The 15,508-nt window shown below is 32.4% G+C and carries 13 protein-coding genes, 1 other RNA gene and 1 pseudogene; 7 read left to right on the top strand and 8 right to left on the bottom strand.

The genetic code is table 11. The annotated features are described in order from the left end of the window. The first annotated feature begins 18 nt into the window (after nt 1-18). Entirely contained in the window at nt 19-210 is a 192-nt protein-coding gene (locus tag H9L18_RS07455) for a YjzD family protein (protein ID WP_126793028.1), read from the top strand. A gap of 61 nt (nt 211-271) precedes the next feature. Here the strand turns inward: H9L18_RS07455 and H9L18_RS07450 are convergent, their stop codons facing one another. The 4 genes and pseudogenes from H9L18_RS07450 to H9L18_RS07435 form a co-directional block, all read right to left on the bottom strand. Continuing rightward, a complete protein-coding gene (locus tag H9L18_RS07450; protein WP_126796650.1) occupies nt 272-1,876 on the bottom strand; it encodes an IS1182 family transposase in 1,605 nt (534 codons plus the stop codon). Between the two features lie 147 nt (nt 1,877-2,023). Further along, nucleotides 2,024-3,229, bottom strand: a complete 1,206-nt coding sequence (locus H9L18_RS07445) for a multidrug efflux MFS transporter (protein ID WP_126791941.1) — start codon at nt 3,227-3,229, stop codon at nt 2,024-2,026. A gap of 76 nt (nt 3,230-3,305) precedes the next feature. Further along, nucleotides 3,306-3,479, bottom strand: coding sequence for a hypothetical protein (locus H9L18_RS07440; protein ID WP_185847390.1), 174 nt, complete (start codon nt 3,477-3,479; stop codon nt 3,306-3,308). A 153-nt stretch (nt 3,480-3,632) separates the two neighbouring features. Further along, nucleotides 3,633-5,068, bottom strand: a pseudogene (locus H9L18_RS07435) (NCS2 family permease). A 201-nt stretch (nt 5,069-5,269) separates the two neighbouring features. Here H9L18_RS07435 and H9L18_RS07430 point away from each other — a divergent pair. The 5 genes from H9L18_RS07430 (at nt 5,270) to H9L18_RS07410 (ending at nt 8,839) form a co-directional block, all read left to right on the top strand. Beyond that, a complete protein-coding gene (locus H9L18_RS07430) occupies nt 5,270-5,653 on the top strand; it encodes a GntR family transcriptional regulator (protein WP_126791335.1) in 384 nt (127 codons plus the stop codon). Next, nucleotides 5,650-6,537 carry an ATP-binding cassette domain-containing protein gene (locus H9L18_RS07425; protein WP_126791337.1) on the top strand — a complete coding sequence of 296 codons (888 nt, stop codon included), beginning with the start codon at nt 5,650-5,652 and terminating at the stop codon, nt 6,535-6,537. The genes H9L18_RS07430 and H9L18_RS07425 overlap by 4 nt, the downstream gene beginning before the upstream one ends. A 14-nt stretch (nt 6,538-6,551) precedes the next feature. Beyond that, complete coding sequence (locus H9L18_RS07420) at nt 6,552-7,751, top strand: hypothetical protein (protein WP_126791339.1); 1,200 nt, start codon at nt 6,552-6,554, stop codon at nt 7,749-7,751. 296 nt (nt 7,752-8,047) lie between these two features. Next, nucleotides 8,048-8,414: a transfer-messenger RNA gene (ssrA, locus tag H9L18_RS07415) on the top strand. A 224-nt stretch (nt 8,415-8,638) separates the two neighbouring features. Continuing rightward, a complete protein-coding gene (locus H9L18_RS07410) occupies nt 8,639-8,839 on the top strand; it encodes a CsbD family protein (protein WP_126791341.1) in 201 nt (66 codons plus the stop codon). Nucleotides 8,840-9,190: 351 nt separating this feature from the next. Here the strand turns inward: H9L18_RS07410 and H9L18_RS07405 are convergent, their stop codons facing one another. The 3 genes from H9L18_RS07405 to H9L18_RS07395 form a co-directional block, all read right to left on the bottom strand. Next, entirely contained in the window at nt 9,191-9,454 is a 264-nt protein-coding gene (locus H9L18_RS07405; RefSeq protein WP_126791343.1) for a hypothetical protein, read from the bottom strand. A gap of 249 nt (nt 9,455-9,703) precedes the next feature. Beyond that, complete coding sequence (gene alaS, locus H9L18_RS07400; protein WP_126791345.1) at nt 9,704-12,346, bottom strand: alanine--tRNA ligase; 2,643 nt, start codon at nt 12,344-12,346, stop codon at nt 9,704-9,706. 283 nt (nt 12,347-12,629) lie between these two features. Next, the gene (locus H9L18_RS07395) at nt 12,630-13,553 is read right to left on the bottom strand and encodes an alpha/beta hydrolase (RefSeq protein ID WP_126791347.1); all 924 of its coding nucleotides are present in this window, start codon (nt 13,551-13,553) and stop codon (nt 12,630-12,632) included. Between the two features lie 64 nt (nt 13,554-13,617). Between H9L18_RS07395 and H9L18_RS07390 the strand changes: the two genes are divergently transcribed. Beyond that, nucleotides 13,618-14,052, top strand: a complete 435-nt coding sequence (locus H9L18_RS07390) for a GNAT family N-acetyltransferase (protein ID WP_126791349.1) — start codon at nt 13,618-13,620, stop codon at nt 14,050-14,052. Between the two features lie 88 nt (nt 14,053-14,140). Here the strand turns inward: H9L18_RS07390 and H9L18_RS07385 are convergent, their stop codons facing one another. Beyond that, nucleotides 14,141-15,487, bottom strand: a complete 1,347-nt coding sequence (locus tag H9L18_RS07385; protein ID WP_126791351.1) for a DEAD/DEAH box helicase — start codon at nt 15,485-15,487, stop codon at nt 14,141-14,143. Nucleotides 15,488-15,508 lie beyond the last annotated feature (21 nt).

The following is a 15,508-nucleotide window of genomic DNA, read 5'->3' as shown; positions in this document are numbered from 1 at the left end:
AAGAGGTGCGCAGACAGTATGAAAAACTTAATAGTTCTTCTTTGGTCATTAATTTTAGGTCAAGTTGTTGGGTACATTGGTGGAGCTTTAACTGGCGGAACTTATGACTTTGTACAAGTAACAACTATTTCCCTAATTTGTGGCGTGATCATTATGCTAATTGGTGAAGCAGCTTTACCTAAAAAACAAAAAAAATCAGCAGCTAAATAAAAAGAGGCTGACCCATAAGTCTCAAATATAAAAATAAGGATGCAAAAATCAGTTTTGTGATTTATGCGTCCTTATTTTTTTGCCTATTTTTATTAAAACACTGTCTTGTGACAGTCATCTTCCTTAAATTGATGGCCATTAAGGCAAACCCTAACTCGTTCTTCACCTTCTCTTTTCCTCTAACTGAAAAGCGAGTGAAACCCAAATTAGCCTTCAGGTTCCCGAAGGCTGGTTCTACATCTATTTTCCGACGACGGTAAATATCGCCTGTTTCTTTTGACGCTAATAGCTCTCTCACATGGGCTTTGAAATAGTCCCAATTGCCATTCTTTTGTATGACACGGTTACAGTCACTTTTAGCTGTCGTACATTGAGAACGAAGCGGACAATTTGAACAGTCTTCGCACTCATACAGTTTAAGGTGGCGCTTAAAGCCGTATTTATCTGTCCGTGTACTGTGATTTCTAAATCTTACTTCCCGATCATTTGGGCAGATATAATGATCCGTTAATTCGTCATACGACCAATTCTGTGGGTTAAATGGATGTTGTTTAAACTTCTTTTTTTGCTCTTTTCGATACATCGTATAAGTAATTAAAGGCGTCCGTTCGAAGTCATCCATGATTGCTTGATAATTTTCTTCACTCCCATAACCGGCATCTGCCACAATGTACTGAGGTAAGTCAAAGTAACGTTCTTTAATAGTGTTTAAGAAAGGGAGAAGTGTTTTAAAATCCGTTGGATTTGGAAAAATGTCGTAAGCTAAGACATACTGAGTGTTTGTCGCTATCTGTAAATTATAGCCAGGTTTTAATTGTCCATTCCTCATGTGATCATCTTTCATTCGCATAAACGTGGCATCAACGTCTGTTTTTGAATAGCTGTTTCGCGTACCAAACTTTTTTCGATGCTCTTTGTATGTTTGTTTTCTTGCCTTAAAATCTTTGAACTGCTTCAATCGTTTTCTAGGTTCTTTTCTTTCGGAGCGAATGGTCTTACGTTCTTCCGTTACTTCTGATGCCTCTATTTGAACGGTTAATTCATCGACTTTTTGCTCTAGAGATTGAACAATCGTCGAAAAATCCTCTTCTGTCAGTTGCTCATCTTCCTTTTGTAAAGCAGGTATAATCTCTTCTGCCACCATCTTCTGATAGAGTTCCTTTGATTTCCTTGTCAAACTCGTTTCGTAGTTGTCAATACTTTTCTTCCAAACAAAGGTGTACTTGTTGGCATTAGCTTCTAGTTTAGTTCCATCAATAAAAATCGCATCGGTGTCGATTAAATCTTGTGAAACCAGTTGGTTTCGGAATTGAATAAAACATTCCTCTAGAAGTGGCTGTACAAGGGGATTCACGCGAAAGCGATTAATGGTTCTGAAATTAGGGTATTGGGATTGAGTCAACCAACGCGCCCGGATACTATCTTTTGCGAGACCTTCTATTTTTCGACCAGAGAAAATGGATTGAGTGTAACCACATAAAATGAGTTTCAACATCATTCGTGGATGGTATGATGAGGCACCCATGTTATGTTGAAATAAGTCAAAAGAAGGTTCTGGTATACTTTCAACCAATTGGTTGATGGCAAAGGCAATATCATGTTCTTCCAATTCATTTTCTAAATCTAGTGATAAAACAACTTGTTTCATGTTATAATTTTTGTACATAGATAGCACCCCTTCTAGTTATTGATTAGGTACTTTAATTATACAAGGAAGTGCTATTTATTTCGTCAAAAAAGGCCAAAAATCTTAAAAAAGATTTTTGGCCTTTTGACTTATGTTGAGGACTTATGGGTCAGCCTCTTTTTTTTGTTATTTTAATGGATTTTTCAAAGCAAGTTCTCCTTTAAAATTAAAGAAAGTTAAAACAATATTAGCAGTTATCAAAAGACTCGTTGCCACAAATACTGAACGATAGCCATAACCATTGGCTACAGTCGAACCTACAAGTGGTCCCATAACCTGTCCCAAATTAGTAAACATATTGTTAAAACTAAAAATACGACTAACGCCTTCTACAGGAGTTAATTTACTAATTAATGTATTAATAGAAGGCATTAACGCCCCTGTTGAAAATCCCATAAAGAATCTAAGTAATCCTAGTTGGAATGGTGTTTGAACCATAGACATTGGGAAAATACAGATTAGCGAAAAAATAAGTCCACAGAATAGAACACGTTGGTTTCCCACCTTATCACCAATTTTACCTAAAATAGGTGAAGATACAAATGTAGAAACCCCAGCAACTGAAACAATCAAACCACTAATGAATAATATATTATCCATCTCACCACCAAGATCTCTAATATAAAGTGTTAGAATTGGACTTATACTCGTAATTCCAATTTGTAAAATCAATGTTGTTATAAATAACCCTATTAAAACAGATGGTTTTTTAACAGATTTAAAGACTTCTTTTGTTGAAACCATATTTTTCTTAGCAATTGGCTGAAAATCTTCTTTAACAAAGAGTAAGGTCATAAGCGTATTAGCTAAAAGAATTGCACCTGTTACCAAGAATACATTCTGAATACCTACCGTTTCTGCTAAAAACCCTCCCATCGAAGGTCCTATCAAATTTCCTGCCACGGCTCCCGTTGCTAAAGTACCTAACGCCCAACCATTTTTTTCTCTTGGGGCTTGTGAGGCAATCATTGCTGTAGCATTCGGTATATAACCGGCTAAAACGCCATTAAAAAAACGCATCACTAATAACCAAAAAACATTTGGAACAAATGCTAAAGATCCCATTGTAATAGTCATTCCAGCTGCCGCTCTTAGCATCATTAATTTTCTTCCTCTTCGATCGGCTAAATTTCCCCAAATAGGTGAAAAAATAGCTCCTGACAGTGCCGTCACACTAATCGACAATCCAGAGTAAAACTCAATCTTATTTTGTGGAGCACCTAATTGCTCAATGTAAATAGGTATAAAAGGCATCACCAAACTAAAACTGGCTCCCGTAAAGAAACATCCAACCCACGCGATGTATAAATTCTTTTTCCAGTCAATCTCCATTAATTTATCAATCATCCTTCCGTAATGTCCTCAAGTATACACTAGTTAAAATAAAGAATCACGATTTTAAGTTCGATTAGTTTGCTGTTTTCATTTCTTCTATTATTTTTACTACTTCTTCTTTTTCATTTGTCAAACGTTCTTGAAATCTTGAAAAACGATATTCCCAATCATAATCTTCCATTCTATTCTTAATACTGTCTAATTCTGCTAAAAGCTCTTCTTTGGTTAACTCAGGTTTATTTTTCATACAATCACTCCTAAATTTGTTCCTCATTATTAATTTTACTTCATTTATCCCTTAATTTCTATGTTGTTTCTAAAAAAGAAAGATAAAAAATAGTTCTATTTCTAGTTCTAACTCTAGAAATAAAACTATTTTTTTCTTCAATTGGTTATCTTTTTACAATACACCAATAACTATAAAGTTAATTAAGAATAAAAGAGTCACAATCCATAATACCGGAGATATTTCTTTCTTCTTACCTGTCACAACTTTAACAATAACATAAAATATAAAACCTGCGGCAATTCCGTAAGAAATACTATAGCACAATCCCATGAAAATAGAGGTAAAAAATGCTGGAATTGCATCCTCTAAGTCTGTCCAATTAATTTCTTTGAAGGAAGCCATCATCATAATACCAACAATAATTAGTGCAGGTGCCGTAGCTTGAGCTGGCACTACACCAACAATTGGAGATAAGAAACTACTTAATAGAAAAAGAATCGCTACAACTACGGAAGTTAGACCTGTTCTTCCTCCTGCTGCAATTCCAGCAGCACTTTCAACAAAAGTTGTAACATTAGAAGTCCCTAAAATCGCTCCAGCTGATGTTGCAATAGCATCTGAAAATAAAGCTCTATCCATTTTAGACTTGATACCGCTGCTTTTTTCAACAGCTTCTTCATCTTCTTTCGTAAAAATACCTGTTCTTCTTCCTGTTCCAATAAATGTGCCAATTGTATCAAAAATATCAGAAAGACTAAAAGCTAAAACAGTTAACAATACTTGAGGAATTTTTGAAGTATCTGCAAATAATGAACTCATTCCATTTGGACCAAATGCGGCACCAAAAGTTGTTCCTAATTCTTTAAAAGAATTACCCAAAGAATTTTCTTGAAAGTTAACTTGAGATAAATCAACAATTCCCATTGGAATAGCAATTATAGAAGTTGTAATGATTCCAATAAGTATAGCACCTCTTACTTGCTTGATAACTAAAATACTTGTAATAACTAAGCCAATAACACCTAACAAGATAGCAGGATTATTAAAATTAGCTAATGCTGGAACAATACCACCGTTTGACACAACATTTGTTGCTTGATTATTTTCAACCGTTGATGAAACGATACTATTTGAATCAGAAGTAAATTGTAAAAAACCTGCATTCTTAATACCAACATAAGCCACAAAAATACCAATTCCCCACCAATAGCATGTTGTAAACTTTCAGGAATTGATTTAATAATCAACTTTCTAAATTTAGTTACAGTTATTATAATATTTATCATGCCACATAAGAAGACCATAGCTAATGCTTGTTCCCATCTATACCCTAACCCAAATACAACTGTAAAAGTAAAGAAAGCGTTAAGTCCCATTCCTGGTGCCTGTGCATAAGGAACATTGGCGAACAGCCCCATTACTAATGTACCAATAGCAGAACTGATGATAGTTGCTAAGAATACTGCTTGAAATGGCATACCTGAGATTGCTAAAATTGATGGATTAACAAATAAAATGTAGCTCATTGCAAAGAAAGTTGTTAACCCTGCCATAATTTCTGTTGAAATCGATGTTCCATTCTCTTTTAATTTAAAAAACTTATCCATTTCCTAATATTCCACCCTTTTTATTTCTTTTTTGTTCGTTTATTACGAATAACAAATTTGATTATAGCTATCATTTTTTTAATATGCAAGAATAAGATGGAATTTATTAGAACTTTTAACAAGAATGTTCGGTTTTTAGTTGACAAAAAAAAGTGTCCTAATTAAAATAAGACACATAAAGACAAAATTGGGAGGAAAAAAATGATTTTACTAAACGAACTCAGTCATGCCCCTTTATATGAACAAATTGTCATTTATATCAAAAAACAAATTAAAGATGGTGTTCTAGCTCCTGGTGATCGACTACTTTCAGTAAGAGAGATGGCAAATACATTAAACATTAATCCTAATACAGTCAATCGAGCTTATAAGATATTAGAAAAAGAAGAATTTATTATCGTTATACATGGGAAAGGAACTTTTATTAAAAATAAAAGCACTACAGAAGCAACTGATTTTAAAAAAAGTGAGCTCAAACTAGCTTTGGAATTGCTACTTCTTGATATTCATTATCAGAATATTCCTAAAGAAAAAACTTTAGAATGGATTAATTCCTTTTATCAACGAGTTGGTGAAGACTCATGAAAATTAAACATTTAAGTAAAAATATTGGTACACAACCTGTCCTTAAAGATATTTCTTTTTCATTAAACAAAGGAGAAATCATCGGTATTGTGGGTAGAAACGGAACAGGAAAAACCACTCTATTTAGAACGATTACTGGTTTTTATCAAAAAGATTCAGGTGATGTTTTAATTAATGAAGTATCACTTTATCAAAAAGTAGAATTAAAAGAAACTATATTCTATTTGGATGATCAATTTAATTTTTTGAATAACCATTCACCTATCTCAATCGAACCATATTATTCAGAATTGTATCAGCAGTTTGATCACGAAAAATATATTAGTTTACTAAGAAAATATGATTTTAACATGGACTTACCCATTGATAGAAACTCAAAAGGAGCACAAGCTTTATTCAAAGTTATTTTAGCTTTTTCTTGTCATGCCAAATACTATATTCTAGATGAGCCTTTTGATGGATTAGACTTAATTATTCGTAAAAAAGTAATCTCATTGATACTCAATGAAGTTAGTATCAATCAATCATCTATCCTAATCTCATCTCATAATCTATTAGAACTTGAAAATATTGTAGATCATATTTTATTTCTACAAAATGGCGTGATAAATAAAACGTATAACCTTCAAGAAATAAAAGAGCAAACCAGAAAAGTACAAATGGTTTTTAAAAAGAAAGAAATTCCTGCAATCGTTAAAAAGAATTGTCAAGTGATCCAAGTTCAAGGTCGAGTGATTATTGGTATTTTTGAAAATTTGGATGATGATTTATATGAAGCAATTCTTGCTAAAGACCCAGTTCTTTTTGAAGAAGTTCCTTTAACATTAGAAGATCTATTCTCTTCTCACTTTACATCTGAAGTAGACTATCAACTGTTTCATTAAAAAGGAGGCGTACTATGGATCAGTCACTTAAGCGATTACTTTTTCACCATTATAAAAAAATTATTACTATTTTAATAATTACTATAGCTGGTATTTACTTGATTCAAACCATAACAGATATTGTTTCTTGGAAGAATGATTACAAATACTTTTCAAGTGAAAAAGCGCATTTAAATTTTGAAAAACAGCTTAAAGATTCTTATGAATTTGAGGATCAAGAAAAAGGAAAAATTTTCCTTTTTTATGATTTAAAAAAAGAACATGCTATTTATACTGACGATTTCAATACCTTTAGGAATTATAGTTTAACTATTTTTAACCCTAACGAAGATGCCAATCAACAAAGATACAATTCTTATCCTTACTACAATGAACATTTTATACAGCTTTTAATGATTTTTATTATAGTTGGCACTCTTCTCTTTTTAATTGATTTAAAATCCAATTTTAATACTTTATTATTTACTAGTAAATACAAACGATCTTCTATTTATTGGTATAAATATTATTATATTGGAGGCACGATGGCACTTACTTTATTTATTTCAAAAGCTGTTTCAATTTTAGCTTATCGTTTTTTTATTCCTCATGATTATTTAAACATATCGCTTAGCCAACAACTATTTTCTTCTTTTTCTGGTTGGTTAACTCTTGTTAGTTTTTTTATATTAAGTAGTTTTTTAGGATTAATTATCGGAAATTGGCTATTTGGAATTAGCGCAATTCTTGTTATGTTCTTTACTTTTAATCGCTTTTTATCAAACATTGATTACATAAGTCAAACTTTTTTCAATAGTCATATAGAAGAAACTTCCACAGTGTCTTCCAACGTCTTGAATAATGTATTACCACTTCAACAAGTTTCAATTCAGCCTATTAATTATTTACCTTTATTCATACTTGTATTTTCAGCTAGCATAGTATTATTTTTTGGTCAACGGTTATTTGAACATATAAGCCTTGAAAATCGTGGAAGTTTTATTATTATTCCTACATTAAAAAGAACAATCCAACTTTTAGTAATTATTTACGGAATGATAACTTTTGCAGCTAGTACTTTTTTAATAACTGCTTTTCCAAATGAAAAGTTATCTTTGAGTAGTCAAATAATTAGCTATACTAAAATTATTTTTATTTTTGTTATCATTTACTATGTGACTGAGTACATTTTATTCGATAAAAAACCTACATTCTTAAAAAAAATAAATTTATAACGTTTTTTTAGACATATTATCTTGAATATATCTTATAAAATGTGTACACTTGAGTTAGAGTTAAGATTTCAAACTATTAGGTTCAATGTTTAAATGAATTTAAGGGATCATTTCGTCAATGAATCATTTAGGGGATTTCACTATCAGATTTTTTTAAAGTAGCAAAAAGAAAGGGAATGATTTATGTATAATCGTTCCTTTTTTGTTTTCTTAGTGTAAGTAATAAAGTTTATTTAAGAACAACTTTTGTTTGAAATTTTTAATTAATGTGATATACTGTTATTTGTTAAAAATAAGGGGGCGTTACGGATTCGACAGGCATAGTTGAGCTTGAATGGCACTTCGTAGGTTACGTCTACGTAAAAACGTTACAGTTAAATATAACTGCTAAAAACGAAAACAATACTTTTGCTTTAGCTGCCTAAAAACAGCGAGCAAAGATCCTCTCGGCATCGCCCATGTGCTCGAGTAAGGGTCTCAAACTAAGTGGGATACATTAAACTTTTCCGTCTGTAAAGTTTAAAAGAGATTATCAGACTAGCGATGTTTAGGGCCTGTTATGCGGCATGAAACAAAGCGAATCTCTAAATAGTATGACTATGAGTGTAGAAATTTAAGTGACAATATGTTTGGACGCGGGTTCGACTCCCGCCGCTTCCATTTATATGTTTTAACCCATTTCAAAAAATGACAAATCCTTTTAAATCAAGGTTTTGTCATTTTTTTGTTTTCGCTATTTTTTGCTTATTTCACGGTGACGGTAGTCAATCATATAATTTTAAACTAATTATCTTCCTCTTTCTTATTAAAGAAATCAAATTCTTAGAATTAAAATAACATCTATGATATTATAAGTTTGTTCAAAAAAATATCTAGGAGGTTATTTTATGACAGACAAAGGTTTTACGGATAAAATCAAAGGCAAAGTAAAAGAGACAACCGGTGATATTACAAATGACAAAGAGCTAAAGACTGAAGGTTTAGTAGACCAGGCAAAAGGGAAGGTAAAGAAAGCTTCTTCTGATATTAAAGAGGCTTCTGAAGAAGTTAAGGAAAAAGTCGAAAAGAAACTAGATAAACATAAATAAAATAAAAAGCATGAAAGAGTCCTCTACCTAGAGGTAACTCTTCCATGCTTTTTTCTAATTTCTATAAATCAGAAAGCTCACCCATAATAAATGATAAACTGTAATCTAAAGATAAATACGAAACAACTTTAGAAAATAAACCTTTTTTAAATGATACCGTACTTGTTGTCACTGCTTCCATTAAATTCTTCCCCCTTAGAATTTATTTTTCTAGTTTTTATTTAAACTACTAGATTCGATTCTAAACATTTAAGCTCAGAAAAATTGCCAACCAGATTATAATAATACGTTTAATCATTAGTGTCAAATAAAGAAACCAAAAAAAGAAACAGACCTTTGATGGCTGTTTCTCTATTGACTTTGATTATTTTCTTTTTTTATTTCTTCTAGTTCTTTGTTGATAGCATCATATTTACTAGATAAATCATCAATCTTTTTATCTGCCTTATTATTAGCATCTAGTAATTTTTTGTTTTGCTCATTTAATTTCACATTTAATTCATGTGTTCGTTTAACCTCATCATCCATCGTTTTTGTTTTTCCGATTGCCAAAATGCTTGTTAATGCAAGTAAACCGATCACGATAGTTAAAATGATATTCTTTTTATTTGTCATCTAAAAACCCCTTTCTATTAGAGACAACTCTATTATAACTATAAACATCCCTCTAATACAAAGGATATGCAGAGAAATACTCGAAAAAACGAACTAGTTGGGATTCAACGTGAATTAAGGGAAGGGGAATCACTATTGAGATCTAGTTCGATAACTAATTATACCACATTTAAAAAAAATAAAGAACTAATCTTATAACAGAAAAAAACTTGGTAAATAACTATTCAGCTATCTACCAAGTTAATAGTTTTATTTAGATTCCACCCATTTTAATGTTTCTTCTAAAGCGTCTTTCATACCTGCTGGTTTTTTACCACCGGCTTGTGCCATATCTGGGCGACCACCTCCGCCTCCACCAACTTTTGGTGCAATAGCTTTGATCAAGTCTCCTGCTTTAAATCCTTTATCATTCATTTCTTTAGTCATTGCTGCAAGAAGATTAACTTTTTCTCCTTGAGCTGTTCCTAAAACCAAAATATCTGAGTAATTATTTTGTTTCCACTGATCTGCTAATTGGCGTAATTGATTCATATCTTTAACATTTACAGCCTCTGCAATAACTTTTACACCAGCGACTTCTTGAATATTTTTAAAGATTTGATCACCTTCTGCATTAGCTAATTTTGAAGAAAGTGCTTCATTTTCTTTTTGTAATTCTCTCAATTGTTCTTGTAATGTTGTTACTTTTGAAACAACTTCTTTTAATTGAGGTGCTTTAACTAACTGAGCAACTTCTTTTAAGGCCTTTTCTTCTTCATGGAACACTTCAAAGGCTTCTTTACTTGTAACAGCCTCAATACGTCTAACTCCAGCTCCTATACCCGATTCAGAGGTAATTTTAAAGATACCAATATCAGAAGTATTTCTAACATGTACCCCGCCACAAAGTTCAATTGAATAGCCACCAATATTAACCACTCGAACTTCAGAGCCGTATTTTTCACCAAACAATGCCATAGCTCCCATTTCTTTAGCAGTTGCAATATCTGTTTCAACTGTTTCTACAGGTAAACTAGCCCAAATTTTCTCATTAACAATTTGTTCCATTTGACTTAATTGTTCTGGTGTCACTTGCTCAAAATGAGTAAAATCAAAACGTAAGTAACCTGGTGCTACTAATGAACCAGCTTGATTAGCATGCTCACCTAAAACATCTTTTAAAGCACGATGTAATAAATGTGTCACTGTATGATTTTTTATAATTTTATCTCTCATCACTTGGTCAACTTCAAGCTTATAAGTTTCACCTGAAACAAGATTACCTTCCACTTCTACAAAATGAAGAGGTTGACCATTTGGTGCTTTTTTAACTTCAACAACTCTAGCTACAACTTGGTTATTTAAGTCTTTAATCACGCCTTTATCTGCAACTTGACCACCCATTTCAGCGTAAAAAGGAGTTTGATCAAAAACTAACTGTGCTTCTTTATGTGATGTTGATTCTTTTAATTCATCCTCTTCAACAATCACTAATAATTTAGCTTCAGCTTCAGTTGCATCATAACCAATAAATTCACTGTCAACTTTAATTTCTCCTAAAACTGCTGATTGAACATTCATTGAGTTTTCAGTAGAACGAGCTGCTCTAGCACGATCTCTTTGAGCTGTCATTTCAACTTCAAAACCATCATGATCAACTTTTAATCCTTCTTCTTCAGCCATTTCCTCAGTTAATTCAACAGGGAAACCATAAGTATCATAAAGTTTAAAGATATCTTTTCCTTCTAAAGTGTCTTTTCCTTCTTGTTTAAGAGAAGCAATTAAATCTGTGATGATTTGTAAGCCATCATTGATTGTTTCGTGGAATCGTTCTTCTTCAGTCTTGATAATTTTTTGAATAAAGTCTTGTTTTTCTAAAACTTCTGGATAGTAACTTTCCATAATTTTACCTACAACAGGAACTAATTTATAAAGAAATGCTTCATCAATTCCAAGTTTTTTACCATGCATAACAGCACGACGTAGTAAACGACGTAATACATAGCCACGACCTTCATTTGAAGGTAAAGCACCATCTCCAATTGCAAATGAAACAGCACGGACATGGTCAGCAATTACTTTAAATGATGTTTTAGTTGCTAAGTCATCATCGTATTTTTTATCGCGAGACATTTCTTCTGTTGCATGGATAATTGGTAAAAATAAATCCGTTTCAAAATTGGTTGGAGCATCTTGGAAAATAGAAACCATACGTTCTAATCCCATTCCCGTATCAATATTCTTTTGAGGTAATGGTTCATATTCATGATTTTCAGTATGATTGAATTCTGAAAATACTAAGTTCCAGATTTCTAAATAACGCTCATTCTCTCCACCTGGGTAATTCTCTGGATCATCTTCTGCTACATCATTAAAAGATTGACCACGGTCGTAGAAAATTTCTGAGTCAGGACCACATGGACCAGCTCCAATATCCCAAAAGTTATCTTCAATATCAATAATTGATTCTTGAGGTAATCCGATTTCTTCATGCCAAATACGACGTGCTTCTTTATCTTCTGGATAAACAGTTACATAAAGTTTCGACTTATCTAAAGCAAACCATTCTTCACTTGTCAGTAATTCCCAAGCCCAATGAATTGCTTCTTTCTTGAAATAGTCACCAATTGAAAAGTTTCCTAGCATTTCAAACATGGTATGATGACGTGCTGTTTTCCCTACATTTTCAATATCATTTGTACGGATACTTTTTTGGGCATTAGTAATTCTTGGATTTTCAGGTACAACAGTTCCATCAAAATATTTCTTTAGAGTAGCTACTCCTGAATTGATCCATAGAAGTGTTGGATCTTCCACCGGAACAAGTGACGCACTAGGCTCAATTCTATGTCCTCTCGATTTAAAAAAGTCTAAATACATTTGTCTTACTTCAACACTTGTTAATTGCTTCATTCCTATTCCTCCTAAAAATATAAAAAAGCACCCTGCAGTCAAGGACGATTTTTCGCGGTACCACCTTGATTGCAACGATGCTTTAACATTCATTACCTCTTAAGCACTTTTTAACGCAAAGTGAGTCGTGATAATTTCTTATCATTTTACATAAGGGTAGCTGCTCTTTTGTCATACTCTTTCTTTTCACCAAGCAGAAAGTTCTCTAAACTATAAACAAAATGCATTCCTTACTAGCAAGTAAAAGTATAATGAAATTCCATTGGTCTGTCAACTTATAAAATTAGCTCTCTTTTTCATGAGCAAACAGAAATTTTTTCACTATTTCCTTGTACTTTTTAGAATCAGAGTTATAACTCGTTGCATGTTTGGCCCCTTCAAAAATTTCTAATTCTTTTGGTCCTTTAGTCGCTTTATATAAAGGATAAACTGATTCAAGTGGAACGAAATCATCATTATCACCATGAATTAGTAACAAAGGAAGATTATTTTTTTTCAATTGATTTACTGCATTCGCTTCATAGAATGAATAACCAGCTTTAACTTTTGTATAAGTAGAAGTTAAAGGAATTAGTGGGAAAGCAGGTAGCTGAAACATATTTTTTAATTGGTAAGTTAACTCATTAGCGACTGAATCAAAACCGCAATCTGCGATTAACCATTTTACTTGAGGTGGAAGATTTTCACCACTTGTCATCATAATAGTTGACGCTCCCATACTAACGCCAAATAAACCAATTTCAGTTGATTTTCCTTTTAACTTTAAAACTTCGTCTATCCATTTAACATAATCAAGCCTATCCAACCAACCAAAACCTACATACTTTCCTTCACTATCTCCATGGCCTCGATTATCTGGAACAAGGACATCATATCCTAACTCATTAAACATTTTAGCGTAATTTCCCATTGCAAGTCCTTCACTCATATAACCATGAGCAACAATGGCTACTTTGTTAGTCTCTTTTTTATTTTTAATGTAACGACCCTTTAGTTTTAAGCCATCATTACTTGTTATAAAAATATCTTCTGAATAACCATCACTAAAATCCCACTGTTTCTTTAACTTTTCAGGATTTTCAGCTTTAATAAAATCTTTTTTTCCTGAAACAATCGCATAATTAAACAAGTAGTTAACACCAAAACCTAGCGCTACTAAAATAGTTACAAATAAACTTAAAAAAATGATAATTAACTTCTTTTTCATAAACACTCTCCTTTAAAATAATGTTATGATTATATATATTGATGGATAGGAGGAGAACATTACCATGATTACTGTTGTATTTGATAACGAACAATGGATAAAAGCTGCCTCATATTTTTTAAGAACTTTAGTTTTTGTTCAAGAACAAAAAATATCACCAAAAGCTGAATTTGATGCTTATGATTCAGACCAAACTAATTATCTTGTTATTTTCCATTACCAAACACCTATCGCAACTGGTCGTTATCAACAAGATGATTTAACGACTGTTCGCCCAGATCGAGTTTGTGTAAGACGTGAATGGCGAAAAAAAGGATTAGGTAGACGTGTTCTTCTTGAATTAGAACAACAAGGAAGAAGAAACAAGTGTACATTATCTCGTGTTCACGGTGAAAAGCAAGCTATTCCTTTTTATGAAAAAATGGGATACGAAGTCGTTTCAGATGAATTTATTGAAGATGGCATCATTTGTGTCAAACTTGAAAAAAAACTTTTTTAAAAGACAACATAGACATTTTTCAAATAAACAAAAACGAGACTGACATCAGGGTCAGCCTCTTTTTTTATTATAACTAGTTATTTTCAATCTAATAATCTTGTTTTCTTGACTTACGTTTCGCGCGATCTGTCTGACGACGTTCAATCTTACGTTCTTTTTTAGCTTTATCGTCAATAGCACGATTGATTTTTTTCTTATATCCTGGTTTAATATTTTTTTTCTTTTTCTTCACTAAACCAATCATCTCAGTATCAAGTTGACGTTGACTCTTATCTCGTTTAGCACGACGATTTCGGTCATAAGAATTAACAATTTCACCACCACGGATTGCTTTAGGATGGAATTCAATCCCTAATTTTTCAAGTTCAGCTAACTGTGACTCATCTTGAGGTTGATATAACGTAATAGCTGTTCCGTCTAATCCATTACGACCAGTTCTTCCGACACGGTGAATGAAGAACTCTAAATCAGCTGGAATTTCAGCATTAATAACATGCGAAACCCCCTCAATATCAATACCACGAGCAGCTAAATCAGTTGCTACAACATATTGGTAATCTAAATTTTGGATATTTTTCATGACACGTTTTCTTTCACGTGGTGGAATATCCCCATGAACAGTAGCAACTTTCAATCCTTGCTCTTTTAGATAAGTTGAAATTTCATCCACTCTTTGTTTAGTATTCGCAAATACCATTACAAGGTAAGGATGACCAACTGTTAGTAATTGATAAATAATCGCATTCACATTTTGACCTTTAGTTGAAATCACCCAGTTATCAATTGTATCTGAGATAACTGATGTTGGTTTGATATGTTCAACAACAGGATTATCCATGTATTTTTTTAAAAATGGTTTTAATTTAACTGGAATTGTTGCCGAGAAAACTAACATTTGTAATTCTTTAGGAAGAGTCGCTGCAATTTTGTCAACATCTTCTAAAAATCCCATATCTAACGTCATATCAGCTTCATCAACAACAAAATATTTAGCGGTAAAAGTTTTCAATGATTGACTATTAACTAAATCTAGAATTCTACCTGGTGTTCCAATAACAATATGTGGTTGGCTGGATTTTAGTTTTTCCATTTGTCTTTTCTTATCAGTTCCTCCAACAAATTGAGAAACTCTAATTTCATTTGGAGAGTGTTTTGCTAATTGAATGGCTGCTTGATAAATTTGCTCAGCTAATTCACGACTTGGTGTTGTGATAATACCTTGTACTTCATCTTTGTCTGTTTCAACAGCATTCATCATTGGTAGTAAAAATGTATGTGTTTTTCCTGATCCAGTTTGTGACTGTCCTACAACATTCTTGCCACCCATAATAACTGGTATTAATCTTTCTTGTACTTCTGTTGGTTTAAGGAAATGTTTTTCTTCTAAAGCTTCCATTAAAAATGGTTCAAAATTAAATTGCTTGAATAAATTCATTTTCTCACCTTCCTTCTCTTT

The sequence above is a fragment of the Vagococcus carniphilus genome, assembly GCF_014397115.1.
Lineage (GTDB): Bacteria > Bacillota > Bacilli > Lactobacillales > Vagococcaceae > Vagococcus > Vagococcus carniphilus.
Note: the sequence above shows the minus strand (reverse complement) of the source record. Positions and strands in the feature narration are given on the sequence as shown.

Coding starts and splice junctions, on each gene's coding strand:
- H9L18_RS07395 (WP_126791347.1), bottom strand. CDS start 13,553: ATGAAAAAGAAGTTAATTATCATTTTTTTAAGTTTATTTGTAACTATT.
- H9L18_RS07425 (WP_126791337.1), top strand. CDS start 5,650: ATGAAAATTAAACATTTAAGTAAAAATATTGGTACACAACCTGTCCTT.
- H9L18_RS07450 (WP_126796650.1), bottom strand. CDS start 1,876: ATGTACAAAAATTATAACATGAAACAAGTTGTTTTATCACTAGATTTA.
- H9L18_RS07390 (WP_126791349.1), top strand. CDS start 13,618: ATGATTACTGTTGTATTTGATAACGAACAATGGATAAAAGCTGCCTCA.
- H9L18_RS07430 (WP_126791335.1), top strand. CDS start 5,270: ATGATTTTACTAAACGAACTCAGTCATGCCCCTTTATATGAACAAATT.
- H9L18_RS07455 (WP_126793028.1), top strand. CDS start 19: ATGAAAAACTTAATAGTTCTTCTTTGGTCATTAATTTTAGGTCAAGTT.
- H9L18_RS07445 (WP_126791941.1), bottom strand. CDS start 3,229: ATGGAGATTGACTGGAAAAAGAATTTATACATCGCGTGGGTTGGATGT.
- alaS (WP_126791345.1), bottom strand. CDS start 12,346: ATGAAGCAATTAACAAGTGTTGAAGTAAGACAAATGTATTTAGACTTT.
- H9L18_RS07440 (WP_185847390.1), bottom strand. CDS start 3,479: ATGAAAAATAAACCTGAGTTAACCAAAGAAGAGCTTTTAGCAGAATTA.
- H9L18_RS07405 (WP_126791343.1), bottom strand. CDS start 9,454: ATGACAAATAAAAAGAATATCATTTTAACTATCGTGATCGGTTTACTT.
- H9L18_RS07385 (WP_126791351.1), bottom strand. CDS start 15,487: ATGAATTTATTCAAGCAATTTAATTTTGAACCATTTTTAATGGAAGCT.
- H9L18_RS07410 (WP_126791341.1), top strand. CDS start 8,639: ATGACAGACAAAGGTTTTACGGATAAAATCAAAGGCAAAGTAAAAGAG.
- H9L18_RS07420 (WP_126791339.1), top strand. CDS start 6,552: ATGGATCAGTCACTTAAGCGATTACTTTTTCACCATTATAAAAAAATT.